The 18,218-nt window shown below is 41.9% G+C and carries 17 protein-coding genes; 9 read left to right on the top strand and 8 right to left on the bottom strand.

From position 1 onward, the window contains the following. Window positions 1-162: 162 nt before the first annotated feature. Entirely contained in the window at window positions 163-630 is a 468-nt protein-coding gene (gene bcp, locus Xish_RS15055) for a thioredoxin-dependent thiol peroxidase (RefSeq protein WP_099118533.1), read from the bottom strand. A 14-nt stretch (window positions 631-644) separates the two neighbouring features. Next, window positions 645-1,202 carry a glycine cleavage system transcriptional repressor gene (locus Xish_RS15060; RefSeq protein ID WP_099118534.1) on the bottom strand — a complete coding sequence of 186 codons (558 nt, stop codon included), beginning with the start codon at window positions 1,200-1,202 and terminating at the stop codon, window positions 645-647. Between the two features lie 235 nt (window positions 1,203-1,437). On the opposite strand from Xish_RS15060, the gene dapA reads away from it, so the two are divergent. The 3 genes from dapA to purC all read left to right on the top strand — a co-directional run bounded on the left by dapA (window position 1,438) and on the right by purC (window position 4,209). Continuing rightward, window positions 1,438-2,337 (top strand): 4-hydroxy-tetrahydrodipicolinate synthase, encoded by a 900-nt coding sequence (gene dapA, locus Xish_RS15065; RefSeq protein ID WP_099118535.1) that lies wholly within the window; start codon window positions 1,438-1,440, stop codon window positions 2,335-2,337. Between the two features lie 17 nt (window positions 2,338-2,354). Further along, window positions 2,355-3,401, top strand: coding sequence for an outer membrane protein assembly factor BamC (gene bamC / locus Xish_RS15070; RefSeq protein ID WP_099118536.1), 1,047 nt, complete (start codon window positions 2,355-2,357; stop codon window positions 3,399-3,401). A gap of 94 nt (window positions 3,402-3,495) precedes the next feature. Next, entirely contained in the window at window positions 3,496-4,209 is a 714-nt protein-coding gene (gene purC / locus Xish_RS15075; protein ID WP_099118537.1) for a phosphoribosylaminoimidazolesuccinocarboxamide synthase, read from the top strand. Between the two features lie 98 nt (window positions 4,210-4,307). On the opposite strand, the gene Xish_RS15080 is transcribed toward purC, so the two are convergent. Next, entirely contained in the window at window positions 4,308-4,661 is a 354-nt protein-coding gene (locus Xish_RS15080) for a hypothetical protein (RefSeq protein WP_141553987.1), read from the bottom strand. Between the two features lie 348 nt (window positions 4,662-5,009). On the opposite strand from Xish_RS15080, the gene Xish_RS15085 reads away from it, so the two are divergent. Together Xish_RS15085 and Xish_RS15090 are read left to right on the top strand one after the other, a co-directional pair. Further along, a complete protein-coding gene (locus Xish_RS15085; RefSeq protein WP_099118539.1) occupies window positions 5,010-5,462 on the top strand; it encodes a DUF441 domain-containing protein in 453 nt (150 codons plus the stop codon). Next, window positions 5,462-7,609: a tRNA(Met) cytidine acetyltransferase TmcA gene (locus Xish_RS15090; RefSeq protein WP_099118540.1), complete on the top strand. Its 2,148-nt coding sequence runs from the start codon at window positions 5,462-5,464 to the stop codon at window positions 7,607-7,609. The genes Xish_RS15085 and Xish_RS15090 overlap by 1 nt, the downstream gene beginning before the upstream one ends. Here the strand turns inward: Xish_RS15090 and Xish_RS15095 are convergent. From Xish_RS15095 to Xish_RS15115, 5 genes are all read right to left on the bottom strand, one after another. Beyond that, window positions 7,554-7,748: a YpfN family protein gene (locus Xish_RS15095; RefSeq protein ID WP_099118541.1), complete on the bottom strand. Its 195-nt coding sequence runs from the start codon at window positions 7,746-7,748 to the stop codon at window positions 7,554-7,556. The two genes, Xish_RS15090 and Xish_RS15095, sit on opposite strands and share 56 nt — an antisense overlap. Window positions 7,749-7,846: 98 nt before the next feature. Then, window positions 7,847-8,515 carry a M15 family metallopeptidase gene (locus tag Xish_RS15100; protein ID WP_099118542.1) on the bottom strand — a complete coding sequence of 223 codons (669 nt, stop codon included), beginning with the start codon at window positions 8,513-8,515 and terminating at the stop codon, window positions 7,847-7,849. Beyond that, window positions 8,512-9,639: a succinyl-diaminopimelate desuccinylase gene (gene dapE, locus Xish_RS15105; protein ID WP_099118543.1), complete on the bottom strand. Its 1,128-nt coding sequence runs from the start codon at window positions 9,637-9,639 to the stop codon at window positions 8,512-8,514. The genes Xish_RS15100 and dapE overlap by 4 nt, the downstream gene beginning before the upstream one ends. Continuing rightward, entirely contained in the window at window positions 9,620-10,102 is a 483-nt protein-coding gene (locus Xish_RS15110) for an ArsC family reductase (protein ID WP_099118785.1), read from the bottom strand. Before Xish_RS15110 ends, dapE begins: the two co-directional genes overlap by 20 nt. A 317-nt stretch (window positions 10,103-10,419) precedes the next feature. Beyond that, a complete protein-coding gene (locus Xish_RS15115; RefSeq protein WP_099118544.1) occupies window positions 10,420-11,055 on the bottom strand; it encodes a response regulator in 636 nt (211 codons plus the stop codon). 538 nt (window positions 11,056-11,593) lie between these two features. Between Xish_RS15115 and maeB the strand changes: the two genes are divergently transcribed. From maeB to Xish_RS15135, 4 genes are all read left to right on the top strand, one after another. Continuing rightward, complete coding sequence (gene maeB / locus Xish_RS15120; RefSeq protein WP_099118545.1) at window positions 11,594-13,873, top strand: NADP-dependent oxaloacetate-decarboxylating malate dehydrogenase; 2,280 nt, start codon at window positions 11,594-11,596, stop codon at window positions 13,871-13,873. A gap of 154 nt (window positions 13,874-14,027) precedes the next feature. Next, entirely contained in the window at window positions 14,028-14,942 is a 915-nt protein-coding gene (locus Xish_RS15125; protein ID WP_099118546.1) for a ChaN family lipoprotein, read from the top strand. Window positions 14,943-15,054: 112 nt separating this feature from the next. Further along, on the top strand, window positions 15,055-15,858 hold the full coding sequence (locus Xish_RS15130) for an energy transducer TonB family protein (protein ID WP_099118547.1): 804 nt from the start codon (window positions 15,055-15,057) through the stop codon (window positions 15,856-15,858). Window positions 15,859-15,876: 18 nt separating this feature from the next. Next, on the top strand, window positions 15,877-18,096 hold the full coding sequence (locus Xish_RS15135; RefSeq protein ID WP_208614828.1) for a S9 family peptidase: 2,220 nt from the start codon (window positions 15,877-15,879) through the stop codon (window positions 18,094-18,096). Window positions 18,097-18,218 lie beyond the last annotated feature (122 nt).

Consider the following 18,218-nt stretch of genomic DNA (forward strand, 5'->3'; position numbering starts at 1 on the left):
CGGAAAAAGAATGCTAACAACCAATATTGCAGATATTTGTAGCAAATAATGTTTGGGTTCCTTTGAGTAACGATGCAATAGAATAGATCCCAAACAAATAAATTGAGTTGCCGCTTTATTGATTGAACGGCAACTCAAAACGGGTTGTCTCTATGCTGACAATTAATGTCGGTTCAGGTAATCCAATACAACTTGGTGGTGATCACTGGTTTTGAATTTATTAAAAACGTGCTCAACTTCACCTTGTGAATTAATTAAGAAACTGATGCGATGAATCCCATCATAGATTTTCCCCATGAACTGCTTTTCTCCCCATACACCAAATTGTTCAGCAACTTGATGGTCAATGTCAGAAAGCAGTGTGAAATTTAGCATCTCTTTTTCTACAAAGCGGGATAACTTTTCTGGTGCATCTGTGCTAATACCCAGTACTTCAACATTGGCACTTTTCAGTTCATCTATTGAATCACGTAAGCCACACGCTTGAACTGTGCAGCCTGGTGTCATTGCTTTGGGATAAAAATAAACTAAGACACGTTGACCTTTGAAGTCAGATAAATTAATGGTTTCGCCATCTTGGTCAGGAAGGCTGAATTGGGGGGCCTTATCACCGGCTTTCAATGGGCTCATCACTTATTCTCCGTTTAATCGTTTTGATTTAGATGATCTTGTACGCTAATACTGCCTTGTGCATTTAATTCTGTACATAGATGATGAAAATTTTCTTTAAATATCGCGCCATTATCGTCAATTGGGTTGTGACCTGTAATTTGGATTTGCAGGCGAGCAGGGTGATTTCTTTCGGCTGGGTGAGTTTTTGATACCAGCTCTGCGATATTGAGATCTTGAGCCGTGAATAAACTGGTAAAACGTTCAACAATTCCTGGTGAATCATCTACATCTACCTTAACGGTGATGGTCGAAGGAAATTTTTTCTGAACACCGCATCGGGTACGTTTCATCACTATGAGTAATTCAAGTTCCGCGCCCTTCTGCGGTAAGGTAGATTCGATCAAAGTGATGGCGTTCCAGCTACCAGATAGCAACATGATAAAGGTAAATTCTTCGCCAAACATTGCCAAACGGCTATCTTCAATATTACAACCACATGTACTGACGAGGCGGGTAATGGTATTGACAATGCCGGGACGATCGGTACCCAAGGCCGTGATCACTAAAAAATGCTGTTCTGAGGTTGGCAAAGCGATTTTCCTTTAATTTTAGTTGGTGTTTGCTGTGTTTTAACATAAAAAATGATCAAGAGAAGGTCAATCGTATTTGTTAAGTGAGCAACATTATAATTTCTGTTTAATTAGCTACACTTGATATTAACAAAATTCATTGAAAACGGGTGGTTAAAGAGTTTTCTTCTGTATAACAAGAAAGTACCATGAACTTCTCATTTGCAGTTTTAGGTTTAACTAAGGGGAAATGGCAATGGTAAGCAATCATTCTGGTTTTACAGGCAGTATAGTTGCATTGATAACTCCGATGAACTCAGTCGGTCAGATTGATAAAGCCAGTTTGAAAAAATTGGTTGATTATCATGTCGCCAGTGGCACGTCTGCGATTGTGTCTGTTGGAACAACCGGCGAGTCTGCAACACTGAACCATGACGAACATGTTGATGTTGTCCTGAAAACACTGGAAATAGCTGATGGACGTATTCCGGTGATTGCAGGAACAGGAGCAAACGCTACCGCAGAAGCCATCTCTCTGACCAACTGTTTCGAAAACACGGGGGTTGTGGGTTGCCTGTCAGTCACACCTTATTATAATAGACCATCACAGGAAGGTTTATATTTGCATTATAAGGCAATAGCTGAAAATACTGACTTACCACAAATTCTGTATAATGTGCCATCTCGTACCGGATGTGATTTATTGCCACCGACTGTCGCTCGTTTGGCGAAACTGAAAAATATTGTTGCGCTTAAGGAAGCGACGGGGAACTTAAGTCGTGTTAGTCAGATCCAAGAATTGGTTAGTGATGAAGATTTCATTCTTCTAAGTGGTGATGATGCAAGTTTTGTCGATTTCATGCAGCTTGGTGGTAAAGGTGTTATTTCTGTCACTGCAAATGTTGCGGCAGCGGAAATGGCACAGGTGTGTGAATTAGCTGAGCAAGGTGAATTTTTGCAAGCTCGTGCACTGAACAGCCGATTGATGGAATTGCATCATCAATTATTTATTGAACCTAGCCCGACGCCAGTTAAATGGGCTTGCCGTCAATTGGGATTGATTGCCGATGATACATTGCGTTTGCCAATGGTTCCGTTAACGCAGGAAGGGCAAATTCCAGTTGGCAGTGCCTTGAAAATAGCTGGATTACTGTAAAATTTTAGGGAATTTTAATGGCAACATTATTGCAAAAATCGAAGATCATGAAGATTACTGGTCTGTCATTGGTCGTTTTTTTAGCTGCCTGCTCCAGTGATCAGCGCTATAAACGTCAGGTAAGCGGGGATCAATCCTATCTTGACACGCCGCCAATGAAACTATTGAACGTCCCTGCGGGAATGACATTACCATTGCAAAATGGTGAGTATAATATTCCGTCAACGACGGCAACAGGGGCTGTGGGTGAAGATTTGGATATACGTCCTCCATTACAAGCTCTTGCATTGTTGACGGGTTCTCGCGTTGAAAATAGTGCTAACAGCAGTAAATTGTTGCTTGAAAATACTCCTGAATACAGTAACTTATGGTCTCAGATAAACAGCCTGTTAGCGGAAAAAGGGTATAAGATCAGCCATAAAGATGATGCAGCACAAACCCTGATGACAGATTGGATCACATGGCAACGGGCAGATGAAAATGTCCCTTATCAGGGGCGTTACCGTATTTCAGTTACCAAACAGGATTACCAAATAGCGCTATCTGTTGCGAACGAAGGTTTGAAACAGGGAGAAAAGGAAATTACCGATCCGGTAGAAATTCAACGTTACAATGTCACGATGCTGAATAAATTGGCGACTGACTTAAGCCAGCAACAAGAAGCTGCGAGCCTGACCAGTGCTAAAAATTCAGGTCCATTATCTGTACAAAGTGGTAGTGATAATACCGGATTGCCGCAGATCATCGTGCGTGCACCTTATAACGTGGTCTGGAACAGATTACCATACGTGCTGGATAGCATAGGAATGGAGGTCACAGATCGTACACGTTCCACAGGTGCAATTGCGGTGACTTATAAAGGACGCAGTTCCTCTGATTGGAAAGCAATAGGGGTAGAAGAGCCTTCTATCAGCGAAGGAAATTACAAATTACAGGTGGGTGATTTGGATAACCGAAGCAGCCTGCAATTTATCAGCGACAAAGGTAAGCCGCTGACTCAATCTGAAAATGATCAAATGGTGGCTGCGCTGGAAGCCGCGTTTAGCCAATCCAAAGATAAGTAATCTATAAAAGGGGCCTTGGGTCCCTTTTATATTTTGGGTGCGTTTTTTGTTTTAATTCTTTACGTTTAAAGATGTCATATTTCTGGAGTGTAAAATGCAGAAGAAAGCTGAGTTGTATCGTGGAAAAGCAAAAACAGTGTATGCCACTGATAATCCTGATTTACTGGTACTGGAATTCCGTAATGATACATCAGCATTGGATGGTGAACGCATCGAACAGTTTGATCGCAAGGGAATGGTGAATAATAAATTCAATCATTTCATTATGAAAAAACTGGAAGAAGCGGGTATTCCGACGCAAATGGAACAACTGTTGTCAGATAATGAATCCTTGGTGAAAAAACTGGATATGGTGCCTGTTGAGTGTGTTATTCGTAATCGTGCCGCAGGTTCTCTGGTTAAGCGTTTGGGCGTGGAAGAGGGAATAGTGCTGAACCCGCCACTGTTTGACCTGTTTCTGAAAGATGATGCCAAACACGATCCTATGGTTAATGAATCTTACTGTGAAACATTCGGTTGGGTGAGCAAAGAGCACTTATCTGAAATGAAACGCCTGAGCTACAAGGCGAATGAAGTATTGAGCAAGCTGTTTGATGATGCAGGTTTGATTCTGGTGGATTTTAAATTGGAATTTGGTTTGTTCAAGGGCAAGGTTATATTGGGAGATGAATTTTCACCGGACGGTAGCCGCTTATGGGATAAACTGACGATGGATAAAATGGATAAAGATCGTTTTCGCCAAAGTCTCGGTGGCTTGATTGAAGCGTATGAAGAAGTTGCACGCCGTATTGGTGTTATTTTGGACTAGTGACGCAAACGATTACTTAAAAAATATAATATAAAATAGGCAGGATGCTCCGATAATCAAAAGGGCATCCTGTCCCTGTTTTGCACGTTGAATAAACTTTAAAGTAGGGATTTAGTTATTTGTTTCCAGCCTTTTTGGTGCATACAGTTGTAATAGAATTCACTTCTAGAACCCTCGTTGACATCAGTCACATAGCTTTCGATCATAGGAACATTTTGACTGTAGTAACCGTTTTTTCCACATTGCTCTTTACTGATACAAGGTTGCTGTACCATTTTCAGTGTTGATCTTTGGGCTACTTCATTTTTGATAGGAAATTGTTGTAATGCTGACAATCTGCATTCAACTTTTGCTTCACTGAAAGGGACTGGATTACTGGTTGCAGGTACCCATTGAGTGGTGCAACCAGCTAAAAAGAGACAGGTTATAATGGGGGAGATTAATTTTTTCATATTCATATCACTTATACGAACACACATTAGCTGCAAGTCACTTCTTACAACCTTTCTGCATTCACCTTGGTAAAAAAGTGTTGGTGTTTGAAAATCACACTATCAAAAAACGAGGTTGTGTTTTGATTTGTGTGAGCAATTATTTATCAATGTTATTGTTTAAAGCAAGAATGTTAACAAACTACCTTTTGCCACGCTATCACCCAATTTGGGGATGGCACTTTATGAATATTTTTGATTAATTGTAAAAATTTTAAGTTATCATCTTTTCCATGCCAGCATTTATGTCGTCTGGTTTGAAAATAGTCAAATATTGTTCTGTTTGGAGTTTACAGGAAATAAAAACTCATGAGTCATATCGATCCTACTTTGCTTATTTTGCTCGTGCTTGCTGGACTTGGCATCATCAGCCACAACATGACAGTGACGCTTGCCATGTTATTTCTATTGGTAGTTCGTATCACGCCATTGAATCAGTTTTTCCCTTGGGTGGAAAAGTACGGTTTGACGATAGGTATCCTGATCCTGACCGTGGGAGTCATGGCACCCATCGCAAGCGGGAAAATCTCTGCCCAGGAAATTTTTAGCTCTTTCTTAAATTGGAAATCACTGTTGGCTATTGCGGTTGGTGTCCTTGTGTCATGGCTGGGAAGCCGGGGTGTGACTTTAATGTCTGGCCAGCCTTCTACAGTGGCGGGTTTATTGGTCGGTACTGTGTTGGGAGTGGCTCTATTTAAGGGCGTTCCGGTCGGCCCTCTGATTGCCGCTGGTATTTTATCCCTTATGATTGGTAAGTCGTGATGGTGCCTATCTCATGGGCAATGTTGCAGGCACAGATGCAACAGCAGGGGCAGCGCCGTTTAGTTGTTTTAAGTGGTGATCCGCAGTGGAGTGAACTGATTATTAATCAGCTAACAAAACAGTTTCAAGGGGATTGGGTAACGGTTTCAGCCCATGTATCTGGTGGTGCTATTGATCCGATAAAAGCTGTCAGCTTGCTTGGTCGTGAATTCTTGCATGGTGTTTTTGATGCCACTCAGGGGCTTAATGCTGAAGCATTGGCGATACTGGCTGGTACACTAAAAGCGGGAAGCTGGCTGGTGATGCGTGTACCAGCCTGGTCACAATGGCCAGAAAAGCCTGATGAAGATAGTTTGCGCTGGAATGAATCGGCAGGCATTATTTCGACACCTAATTTTATTCGCCATATTCAGCAGCAAATCCTTGCATTTCCTGAAGTATTATTATGGCGTCAGGAAATACCTTTTCAGATATCTCAGATACCACCATTGCCTACAACCAGAGCATGGCAGATGCCTGATGGCAACCCAACGGTAAGCCAGCAATCCATTCTTGAAGAATTGCGACAGGCCACACAGGGCGTTTGGGTGATCACTGCACCACGGGGGCGAGGGAAATCGGCTTTGGCAGGGATGTTGGTACGATATTGGCGGGGAAAATGCTGGTTATGTGCCCCTGCGAAAATAACCACAGAAGTTATTCGGCGTTACTCTGGTATTTCAGTTTCAGATCCTGCTGAACAGAAGCCTTTAGAACAGGAAACACCTTTTTGGGCAGTAGACCATTTGTTGAAATATTGCCGAGCAAAAAAAGATAAACAGGAAAATAAAAGCGATGCTGATTGGTTATTGATTGATGAAGCAGCCGCTATCCCAACGCCACAATTAGCAGAATTGATCTGCCATTTTCCACGGGTATTGTTGACCTCAACAGTTCAGGGTTATGAGGGAACGGGTCGCGGTTTTTTGTTGAAACTCTGTGCTGAATTGCCTGATTGCCATATTCGTGAATTGAAAACTCCGATGCGCTGGGCTTCCCATGATCCATTGGAAGCGTGGCTGGATAGTGCCTTGTTGTTCGATGATAAACCGTTCGTTGATGACACTCGATTAAACACAGAAGAATTGCATTTTCATCCGATCTATCAGTCTGAATGGTTACAACATCCTTCGTTATTGCGCCAATTTTATGGTTTATTAGCCAGCGCGCATTACCGTACATCCCCCCTTGACCTGCGGCGATTAATGGATGGTAAAGGAATGACATTTTTGTCTGCTATTTCTGGGACTCCAGAGCATGAGCAACAATTGATTGGTGCTTTGTGGATGGTGAATGAAGGCGGATTGTCACAGACATTAGCGCATGAAATTTGGGCAGGGCGTCGGCGACCAAGAGGTAATTTGGTGGCACAATCTCTGGCGGCACATAGCGGTTTTCCACAGGCTGCAACTTTGCGATCACAACGAATTAGCCGTATTGCTGTACAAGCTCAATATCGCCGTCAAGGTATTGCACAGCATTTGATCGTTCAGCAATGTCAGGAAGCCAGTAAAAAAAGGCTGGATTTCATTTCGGTCAGTTTTGGTTATACCGCTGAACTGTGGGCTCTTTGGCAAAAATGTGGTTTTCGTCTGGTGAGAATGGGAACTCACCGAGAAGCAAGTAGTGGTTGTTATACCGCAATGGCGGTTCTGCCTTTGAGTGAGCAGGGCGAACGATTTGCCCAATCCGCACAACAGCGATTATCCAGAGATGCCAGAGGATTAGAATCGTTACTCGGCTTTCCCTTGCCAGTTGAGCATGATAGTGATGAACGGCTCAATAATAGTGATTGGCAGGAATTGGCTGGATTTGCATTTGCTCATCGTCCTCTGTCAGCGTCTTATTTTGCATTACAGAGATTACTGTTAAAGAGTCATTTGGCCTTGCCGGCACTGAGAAAGCATCTTCAACAACGGCTAAGTATCGAACAATGTGTTAATGAATTATCACTAAGTGGCCGTAAGGCTCTATTAAAATACTGGCGGGAAGAGGCTGCTGGTGCATTGGCAAGCATCGATAAAATACTTGCCAGGCACTGGAGAGATTGGATTATTTCTTGCGATCCCGCTGCGGCCAATCATCCTCATCATCCCATTGATCATTAAGATCTCGGTGCGGGGGCAATTCGGGTTTGTCATCTAAGAACGATTTTTTATCGACGCGACTGAGTGCCTTTACTGCATTAACAATAATGCCGATAAGCACTAACAGAACAACCCACCAATAATCTATCAACCAATGCATGGTATTTTCCTCAGAGTGTTAAGGGCCTCTTCCATGAGGCTCAGGAGCCTAATGTGTTATTTCTGCTGATCGGTATATTTTCCTGATTTACAGTTTTCTTAATCCATTATCCTGATGTATTTTTCAAATATATAGGATAGATTGGTTTTTAACCAGTTTATGCCGGCAATATCACGATTCTCCCAGGCACCCAATAGCACTTGTTCATCGAATAAATTTTCAGCTTCATGGGATAATGGCCAATAGCTGATATGCCAGGGTTCATAAGCTACACCAGCATCGTGGCGCGTGAAGGGGCGGTAGAAATCATAATGAGACATATTTTCTGTCAGCCAGTGGGTTAATGGCTCAAAGTATCCTCCGTTTTCATACTCCCACGGCTCTAGCTGCAATTTCTTACCTTTTGGTAGCAAAAAGGGATCATAAATATCCAATTCGGTGCCCCAATGATGGCGACTTGCCCCCGGCAGAGCTGACCAGCGGAGAATAGCTTCACAAAGTTCGCCTTCACCCATTTTCGAGATGTCAAGAGGTTGGCTATGATCATCTAATACCGGACGTTGACCACGGAATTTCTCATTCCAGATAGTTTGCTGACGTGTGAAATCGCGGAACGAACTGGCCGGTTGTAGCTTAAAACCTGCCTTGGCAGCCTCTTTCTGCATGGCAAGAAACGCTTTGGTGGCATTAAATTGCAAACGGTGATTGCCTGTAAGCGTGACTAGGTGATCCGTAGAAAGACCGCTCAGGATTTCAGGTGTCATCATCTGATTAATTGCTCCATAGTACGTTGATAAATCAGGCTCAATGCTTGTAAATCAGCCACCTTGACACATTCATTGACTTTATGGATTGTGGCATTGATTGGTCCCAATTCCACGATCTGCGCCCCCATTCTGGCAATAAAGCGTCCATCTGAAGTGCCGCCACTGGTTGATAACTCCGGCTTATATCCACAATAATGCTCAATGGATTCAACCACTGCATCAACAAGCTCCCCCTTGCGAGTCAGGAAAGGTTGGCCTGATAGCCACCAGTCAATCTCATGTTTGAGATGATACTTTTTCAGCATATCTTCAACCCGTTGCCGGATCTCGACATCGGTCAGTTCGGTACTGAAACGGAAATTAAATTGAACCCACAGTTTCCCCGGGATAACGTTATTGCTGCCGGTTCCTGCCTGAATATTAGCGATTTGCATCGTTGTGGCAGGGAAAAACTCATTACCGTTATCCCACTGAGTATTGACGAGTTCTTGCAGAAAAGGGAGTGAGTGATGAATGGGGTTATCAGCCAATTCTGGGTAGGCAACATGCCCTTGGGTGCCAAAAATGGTCAAACTCGCGGTCAGGGAACCCCGCCGTCCGTTTTTGATCATATCCCCAAGACATTTCTGGCTGGATGGCTCTCCCACCAGACAATAATCTAAACGTTCATGACGAGCCATTAACGTTTCAACAACCTTAACGGTGCCATTGATCGCTTTAGCCTCTTCATCGGACGTGATCAGAAAAGCCAGACGGCCTTTATGCTCAGGATTATCCGTGACAAAACGTTCAGCCGCAACAACCATTGCCGCCAGAGAGCCTTTCATATCTGCGGCGCCGCGGCCATACAGCATGCCATCACGAATAGTGGGTTCAAACGGAGGTGTCTGCCACTGTGAGATATCACCGGTAGGAACGACATCGGTGTGCCCGGCAAGGGCAAAAGTGACACCAGTTCCACGATAAGCCCAGAAATTCAGGGTATCACCGAAAGGCATTCGCTCTATGGTAAAGCCAATGTTTTGCAGACGCTGAATAAGAAGTTCCTGACAACCTTGATCATCCGGACTGACAGAAGGACGTTTGATTAACTGTTGGGCAAGATCAATTACTGGGCAAGTCATAATTTTCTCTCCTTAGCGAGTCATACGAGAAAAACTGTTGATATTGTTCCACATTAAAACCGAGCAAATACTTCTCTGTTTCTGTCCCCTTTTTTTTTGAACCTTCTGAGCGAGAGACTAATAGGGGGCGTTTTATGATTGAAGGATGTTCCAGCATGAGAGCCTTGGCTTCTTCTGCATTGTTAATGGCTGCTTTTTGCTCGTCGGGCAATTTGCGCCACGTTGTACCACGAGTATTCAGGAGAGATCCCCAACCAGCAAGCTCAATAAATGATTGGAGTAGCTCAGGGGAGAGACCATCAACCCGATAATCATGAAATTGATAAGGTATTTCTTGATCTTCTAACCAACGACGCGCTTTTTTGATGGTATCGCAGTTTTTAATGCCGTAGAGAATGGATATTGTGTGAGAAGTAGTATCTGTATGAGAAAGAGTATCTGGGTGAAAAGTGTTAGTTGACATGATAAATGCCTTGGCTTTGTTTTGTTCAACATATCCGACATAATGCGGGAAAGTGACTATTTTATCCAGATAACGCGTTTTTGAGTACACTTTCGGGTTACTTCTTCCTGACATTGATGTTACGGGTGTTTAAATTGTCGACAAAAACATATTAATTGCATTTAAAATAATTAGTTTGCGAATAATGCCATCGTTTATTATACGTAAAATTAATTTATTCCTAATTAGTTTATAATTCTTGATAACTCACAATTTCCCCATTAGCAAAAATGAGGGAAATTGTGTTTCGTATTGGGGCGTTAAGCTGCAATCCAATGTTAAATTAACTCTGTTTTTCTATGTTTTAGATAGATGATAGTGGCTTCAAGACGGGAACGTGATTTAAGTTTTTTCAATAAGTTACGAGTATGAACTTTCACGGTTTCTTCAGAAATGAAAAGGAAATCGGCAATTTCTTTATTTGTCATCCCTTCTGCAATTTCTTTTAAAACATCTAATTCACGTTTGGTTAATTTTGATAACGGATCAACATAAAAATGGCGAGTGGATAAATATTGATGAACTCTTTCGCTGAACACTGCATGGCCATCTATGGCTTTTTTTATGTTATTCAGTAGGGAGGTAAGATCGATGTCTTTTAATAAATAACCATTTGCACCGGAGTCAACAGCATCGTAAATATCACTTCTGTGATCTGAATCGGAAAGTACCAAGATATAGGAATCAAGTCCTTTGCGGCGGAGAGCTTTAATCGTATCAATCCCTGAAAGACCATGAATTTTCAAATCCATCAAAATAATATCAGGCTTTATTTGGCAAGCGATATTAATTGCGTCTTCACCATTACCGGTTTCGGCAGTCACAATGAGTTCCCGCTCTAATTCAATCAACCCTTTTAAGCCGTGACGAATGATAGGATGATCATCAACTATCATGACTGAATGATTATGCATATTCTTTCTCCCATATAGAAATGCAGATTTATGTTTAATAAAACATGAAAGACAGATTTCTGCTTTATGTTAAATTGCTGTGTGATTTTTATGGAATATATTGAATCATCGTTTATGAGATTCTGGAAATATATCCTGATATAAAAATAGAAATGTCGCAAACAGATTTAACCACTCAGATTAAATTCACTTTCATAAGAAAATGTGTTTCCTTAATTGCTAATAATTTTCCAAATAAATTTGAATGAATATTTTATAGATTAAGTTTTGTTTTTGTAAACTTATTTTAAATTTTAATTTAAAAATATATCGTTAATTAATTTATCAGGTTATTAGTTGAGGATTAAATACCTCTATGTGGGTATCATCAGGAGAATATCATATAATATTAATTAGCGTCAGTTTAATCATCTGTCTGTTTTTTGTACCTTGATTTTAAAGATTATGAACAAAATGCTGCTGACATCATGATTTAACCTTCTGTAACTATTATACTGAAACCATTTTCACTAAGACATGACGCATAAAGGATCTGATGATGGATGAAAAATTGAAACAGAGTGCTCTTGATTTTCATGAGTTCCCCCAACCTGGAAAAATTACGGTTACACCAACTAAGCCACTGACAACGCAACGTGATTTGGCGTTGGCATACTCACCGGGTGTTGCTGCGCCTTGTCTTGAAATAGCAAAAGATCCTTTGGCCGCTTACAAATATACAGCTCGTGGTAACCTTGTTGCGGTTATCTCTAACGGCAGCGCTGTTTTAGGGTTGGGGAATATCGGTGCATTAGCCGGTAAACCTGTTATGGAAGGAAAGGGGGTTTTGTTCAAAAAATTCTCTGGTATTGATGTTTTTGACATCGAAGTGGAGGAATCTAATCCTGATAAATTAATCGATATCATCGCAGCTCTGGAACCCACTTTCGGTGGCATCAACCTCGAAGATATTAAAGCACCAGAGTGTTTCTACATTGAGCAGAAACTCCGTGAGCGCATGAAAATTCCTGTATTCCACGATGATCAACATGGCACAGCAATTATTTGTACCGCAGCAGTGTTGAATGGATTGCGGGTTGTTAATAAAGATATTGGCAAAGTACGCATGGTTGTATCGGGGGCTGGAGCTGCCTCAATTGCTTGTATGAACCTGCTGGTAGCACTGGGTTTGAAACGTGAAAATATTGTCGTCTGTGACTCAAAAGGGGTTATCTATCGTGGCCGCGAAGAGAACATGGAAAAGACCAAAGCAGATTATGCCATCGAAGATAACGGCAGCCGTACACTGGCAGATGTGATCCCTGATGCTGATATTTTCCTCGGCTGTTCCGGCCCAGGTGTTCTGACCCAAGACATGGTGAAGACCATGGCAAAAGATCCGCTCATTATGGCATTGGCTAATCCAGAGCCGGAAATTTTGCCACCATTGGCAAAAGCAGTACGCCCTGATGCAATTATTTGTACTGGCCGTTCCGATTTCCCTAATCAGGTGAATAACGTTCTTTGTTTCCCGTTTATTTTCCGTGGTGCATTGGATGTTGGAGCCACAACCATCAATGAAGAAATGAAGCTTGCCTGTGTACATGCGATTGCTGATCTTGCACTGGCTGAACAAAGTCAGGAAGTTGCTTCCGCCTATGGCGATCAAGACCTGTTCTTTGGCCCTGATTACATTATTCCAAAACCATTTGATCCTCGCTTGATTGTAAAAATTGCGCCGGCTGTAGCGAAAGCCGCGATGGCATCAGGAGTGGCAACTCGGCCTATTAGCGATTTCGGGGCATATATTGAGAAACTCAATGAATTTGTCTATAAAACCAACTTATTCATGAAACCAATATTTTCCCAAGCCAAAAAAGAGAAGAAACGCATTGTATTGGCAGAAGGGGAAGATGTTCGTGTGCTGCATGCGACACAAGAGCTTGTCTCCCTTGGGCTGGCATTCCCTGTCCTGATTGGTCGCCCTAGCGTCATTGAAATGCGGATTAAAAAGCAGGGACTACATATTGAAGTGGGTAAAGATTTTGAAGTGGTGAACAATGAAAATGATCCACGTTTCAAAGAATATTGGCAAGAATATTACCAAATGATGAAACGTCGTGGTGTCTCGCAAGAGCAAGCACGTCGGGCAGTGATTGGCAATCCAACGCTGATAGGCGCAATCATGGTACACCGTGGTGAAGCGGATGGCCTGATTTGTGGGACTGTTGGCAGTTATAGTGAACATTACCCAATCTTGAAAGATGTGTTTGGTTTCCGTCAGGGAGTGCATACCGCAGGTGCTATGAACGCCTTGATGTTACCGACGGGAAATACGTTCATTGCCGATACTTATGTTAATGAAGATCCAAGCCCAGAAGAGTTAGCCGAAATCACACTGATGGCGGCTGAAACTGTTCGCCGTTTTGGTATTGAACCTAAAGTCGCTTTGTTATCACGCTCAAGTTTTGGCTCTTCTGATTGTGATTCTGCACAAAAAATGCGTAAGACACTGGCATTGGTTCAGCAAATGGCACCATCGCTTGAAATTGACGGTGAAATGCACGGTGATGCTGCGCTGGTGGAAAGTATCCGCCGCGATATCATGCCAGATAGCCCGTTGAAAGGCTCGGCAAACCTGTTAATTATGCCGAATATGGAAGCGGCTCGTATCAGCTATAACTTGCTGCGTGTCACCAGTTCAGAGGGTGTAACAGTTGGCCCTGTCTTGATGGGAGTTGCGAAGCCTGTCCATATCCTGACACCGATTGCTTCTGTACGTCGTATCGTGAATATGGTGGCGTTGGCGGCCGTTGAAGCACAAACAGTTCCACTATAAAAATCGAGTTTGTTAGCATTCCCATTCCAACCGTGAATTGGGAATAAATTGGTGAACTACCCTGTTAGGCTTATGTTTAGCAGGGTATTTTTATTTGTAAATAATTCTCATTATCTATAATATGCGGGCAATTTTCTTTGGATGATTAATAATTATGCAAATATCAACCCGTATAAAATCGACTTTTTTAACTTGTTTTCTCCTGCTTGGCGGTTGTTTTCTAACCGGTTGTACCGCGGCACTAAACGATTCTCAAAATAGCTCTCAGGCAGTGTTACAAACTCTCCCAGATGAATTGATGCGATCTGGTGCAGTGCTTGATATGAAAACAGGCAAAGCAATTATGCCAGAGCAATTACTGGAACAATTGGCGAATTACCCTCGTGTCATTGTTGGTGAAAAACATGACAATCCTTACCATCATCAAATTGAGTTATGGCTGGTTCAGCAACTTGACCAGAAACGTCCCCATGGTTCCGTATTACTGGAAATGATTAACCCAAACCAGCAAGAAAAAGTCAATAAGGTGAAAAGTTGGCTACAGGGCAATCCGATTGTCAGGGAAGAGCGGATCCAGAATTTATTGGCGTGGCAACAGGGTTGGCCGTGGAAATGGTATGGTGATTTAGTTATGGAGCTGATGAGGGCACCTTATCCTCTGTTAGCAGCAAATTTAGATCGCAGCGAAATTGAACAATATAAAAATCAAAAAACAGAAGATAAAAATTCACTTGTTTCTGAAAATGTTAAACAGCTTATTGAAACCACTATTAAAAACTCCCATGGCGGAAATATAGAACCAAAACTTCTTTCTTATATGACTAAGGTTCAGCAAATGCGGGATCAACGGATGGCAGAGCGGCTAATTAAGGCTCCATCGCCTGCTTTGCTATTTGCTGGGGGATATCACGCAGTAAAAGCGATGGGAGTTCCTCAACATGTCAAAAAAATAGCGCCAAATGAAGAAATAGCCGTCTTTGTCATTGCAGAAGAGGGCGTTTCGTTAAATAACGAATATGCTGATTTTGTCTGGTTTACGCCCAAGGTCAGCGAGAATATAACCAAATGATGGTAAGTATCACAAGGAAGTGATTAATTAACAAATAAAAATAGTTTTCATTTATATATTGAATTGATTATCATTCATCTCAATTTATCATTGACATAATGTGCTATAAGAGATGTTGACGTACACCACGTATCAAAATACTCACTCTGGTCATGTGACAAAATCCTTTCTCGCTGCGATCACACTCCATGCTTTGTTCGTAGGATGGCTGGTTTACAAACCAAAGGATGTGGATATTGAGGAGCTTCTTCCTCCACCAGCGGTGATGGTGGAACTGTCAACGCAAACAGAAGCACTACAAAAAATACAAAAACAGCCAATTGGTATTGAGCAGCAACTATCTGTTGCCAGTCAGCAGCAGGAAAGCAAAGTTGATGAAATTAACATGCCAAAATTGGATGTAAATGAGAATGCCCTGCTTTTGGTGGATAAGCAGAAGAAAAAAAAGAAAGAACAAGATGTACCGAAGAAAACTCAGCCTGTTAAGCGAGTGAAAGCAAAAGAGCAAGAAAGTGAAAAATTCCACAGTAGCGCCGCACCAACAACCAGTAATGCTACGGCCGATAGTGTGACTGCCCGCACCGCCGCATCCTATGAAAGCAATTCTGATGCCATTGCCGATGCCAAAGCTGTTTGGCAGGCAGAGGTGGCCGGACACTTGAACCGCTATAAAAAATATCCAGAAGATGCCCAGAGAAGAAGACGAATAGGGCGTCCTATGGTGAAATTTACGGTTAACCAATTAGGGGGCGTGATTAGCAGTGAATTAACTCGCCGCTCAGGAACTAATTCACTAGACAGAGAAGCAAGGATGGTATTGGAAAGGGCACAGCCTCTGCCTAAACCACCGGAAGTCGTTTTAACTAATGGCAGTGTTACGGTTGAACTGCCGATAGATTTTTATTTATCTCAATAAAAATACAGGATTGATGGCATGTCACAATATAAGACAGCATTTTCATCAGATACGAAAAGGTTGAATAAAAAAAGGATAACTTGCAGTAAGACCGTGCGCGGTAAAAGAGTAATGCTTGGTTTGTTGCTTAGTGGTAGTTTATTGAGCCACAGTTTTGCTACTACTGTAATGGAGGAAAATATGGTGCCACCTGTAGCCGTAAAACAGCCGTATAAAATGGCGCTCCACGGGGATGTGCGAATTGATAACTATTATTGGCTACGTGATGACAAACGTCAGGATAAAAACGTTATTGATTATTTAAAGGCTGAAAATCAATATGTCGAGCAGATGCTGAAATCAGGTCAGGAATTGCGTGAAACCCTCTATAAAGAAATGGCTGATAGAATGAGCAAAGACGATCAGTCTGTTCCTTATACCTATAATGGGTATATTTATCGCACTGTTTATGAAGCAGGAAAAGATTTCCCGATCTATCAGCGCAAGCCAATCGATAATTCAATCGATTGGCAGGTTATGGTTGATGGTAATGAACGAGCAAAAGGTCATAAGTTTTACCAAATTAGTGGCTTTGCGGTTTCATTGGATAATAAACGCATCGCGGTGGCAGAGGATACCCAAGGGCGTCGTAACTACAAGATCTCGTTTAAAAATTTCAGTGATGCCGATTGGCAGAATAATGTCATAGAAAATACTTCCGGCAACATTGTGTGGGCAAATGATGGTGAGACACTGTTTTATGTACGTAGGGATCCACAAACGTTGTTGCCTTATCAGTTATTCCGTCACCAATATGGCACTGATAGCCAGCAAGATCGAAAAATTTATCAAGAAGAAGATGAACGCTTTTATTTATCTATTTCGGAAAGTACTTCACTTGATTATATTTTGATTTCGAGTACCAGTTACACGAGTTCAGAATATCGACTGATTGATGCAAACAACCCACAATCAGAGCCGCAGGTTTTTTCTGCTCGTCAGGCAGAGCGTGAATATGATCTAGACCATTTCCGTGGGCAATTCTATATTCGCTCTAATCATGAACACCCATTGTTTGGCTTATATCGGACAGATGCTATTAATAAACCCTGGGAAACCGTAATTGCTCCACAGGAAAATACCGATCTGGAAAATTTTGCCCTGTTCAACAATTGGTTAGTTGTACAGGAACGTACTAAAGGATTATCGTCGATCCGCCTGATTGATTGGAAAACTCAGCAGGAAAAACGGGTTCAATTCGATGATCCGGCATATATGGCATCGTTGGGCTATAACCCAGAACCTGATACTCACTTTTTGCGCTATAGCTATTCATCTATGACAACACCAAGCTCAGTATTCCAATGGAATATGCAAACCGGCGAGCGAGAATTGTTGAAGCAACAGGAAGTTAAAGGGTTCAACAAGGAAGATTATGAAAGCCAGCGTATTTGGGTAAAAGCCCGTGATGGTGTGGAAGTACCTGTTTCTCTGGTATATCACAAATCCTTATTTAAAAAAGGTGAGAACCCGATCCTGATTTATGGTTATGGTTCTTATGGTATTAGCATGGATCCTTATTTTAGTTCTGCTTTGTTAAGTCTGCTGGATCGTGGCTTTGTCTATGCTTTGGTGCATGTCCGTGGTGGTGGCGATTTGGGCAAAAATTGGTACTTGCAAGGTAAACTCAAAAATAAGATAAATAGTTTCCACGATTTTATTGATGCGACCAAAACCTTGATTGCCGATGGATATGGTAATAGCAAGCGTGTTTATGCTGAAGGTGGCAGCGCGGGCGGTTTATTAATGGGCACAGTTATTAACCAAGCGCCGGAATTATATCGTGGAGTGATTGCTAAAGTGCCTTTTGTGGATGTTTTGACAACTATGCTTGATTCATCCATTCCACTGACAACCGGTGAATATGAAGAGTGGGGTAATCCGAATAACAAAGAAGATTATTTGCGTATGAAATCTTATAGCCCTTATGACAATATTCAATATCAGCGCTATCCTCATTTGTTGGTCACGACAGGTTTACATGATTCCCAAGTGCAATATTGGGAGCCGGCAAAATGGGTAGCGAAATTAAGGGAAATGAAACAAGGTGACAGTCTGTTATTGTTAGAAACTAATATGGATACGGGGCATGGCGGAAAGTCGGGGCGTTTTAATCGTCTGAATGATATTGCCTTCGATTATAGTTTCTTATTAATGTTAGATGACGCTAAAACCTATTTTCCAAAATTAGAAGATTAATAAAAAATATCTAATTTATTACTCAGGATGCTGATAATTTTATCAGCGTCTTGGGTATTTTATTGCACAAATTTGTGAAGCGATGTGAGCAGTAATAAATATACTTCAATTTAAGGTAATAT

This window comes from Xenorhabdus ishibashii (assembly GCF_002632755.1).
In the GTDB taxonomy this organism is placed as follows: Bacteria; Pseudomonadota; Gammaproteobacteria; order Enterobacterales; family Enterobacteriaceae; genus Xenorhabdus; species Xenorhabdus ishibashii.

Excerpts from the sequence above, each read along its gene's own strand:
- Xish_RS15090 (WP_099118540.1), top strand. The coding sequence starts at position 5,462 with ATGGTGCCTATCTCATGGGCAATGTTGCAGGCACAGATGCAACAGCAG.
- maeB (WP_099118545.1), top strand. The coding sequence starts at position 11,594 with ATGGATGAAAAATTGAAACAGAGTGCTCTTGATTTTCATGAGTTCCCC.
- purC (WP_099118537.1), top strand. The coding sequence starts at position 3,496 with ATGCAGAAGAAAGCTGAGTTGTATCGTGGAAAAGCAAAAACAGTGTAT.
- Xish_RS15095 (WP_099118541.1), bottom strand. The coding sequence starts at position 7,748 with ATGCATTGGTTGATAGATTATTGGTGGGTTGTTCTGTTAGTGCTTATC.
- dapA (WP_099118535.1), top strand. The coding sequence starts at position 1,438 with ATGGTAAGCAATCATTCTGGTTTTACAGGCAGTATAGTTGCATTGATA.
- Xish_RS15100 (WP_099118542.1), bottom strand. The coding sequence starts at position 8,515 with ATGATGACACCTGAAATCCTGAGCGGTCTTTCTACGGATCACCTAGTC.
- Xish_RS15115 (WP_099118544.1), bottom strand. The coding sequence starts at position 11,055 with ATGCATAATCATTCAGTCATGATAGTTGATGATCATCCTATCATTCGT.
- bcp (WP_099118533.1), bottom strand. The coding sequence starts at position 630 with ATGAGCCCATTGAAAGCCGGTGATAAGGCCCCCCAATTCAGCCTTCCT.
- Xish_RS15135 (WP_208614828.1), top strand. The coding sequence starts at position 15,877 with ATGTCACAATATAAGACAGCATTTTCATCAGATACGAAAAGGTTGAAT.
- Xish_RS15080 (WP_141553987.1), bottom strand. The coding sequence starts at position 4,661 with ATGAAAAAATTAATCTCCCCCATTATAACCTGTCTCTTTTTAGCTGGT.
- bamC (WP_099118536.1), top strand. The coding sequence starts at position 2,355 with ATGGCAACATTATTGCAAAAATCGAAGATCATGAAGATTACTGGTCTG.
- Xish_RS15110 (WP_099118785.1), bottom strand. The coding sequence starts at position 10,102 with ATGTCAACTAACACTTTTCACCCAGATACTCTTTCTCATACAGATACT.
- Xish_RS15085 (WP_099118539.1), top strand. The coding sequence starts at position 5,010 with ATGAGTCATATCGATCCTACTTTGCTTATTTTGCTCGTGCTTGCTGGA.
- Xish_RS15130 (WP_099118547.1), top strand. The coding sequence starts at position 15,055 with ATGTTGACGTACACCACGTATCAAAATACTCACTCTGGTCATGTGACA.
- dapE (WP_099118543.1), bottom strand. The coding sequence starts at position 9,639 with ATGACTTGCCCAGTAATTGATCTTGCCCAACAGTTAATCAAACGTCCT.
- Xish_RS15125 (WP_099118546.1), top strand. The coding sequence starts at position 14,028 with ATGCAAATATCAACCCGTATAAAATCGACTTTTTTAACTTGTTTTCTC.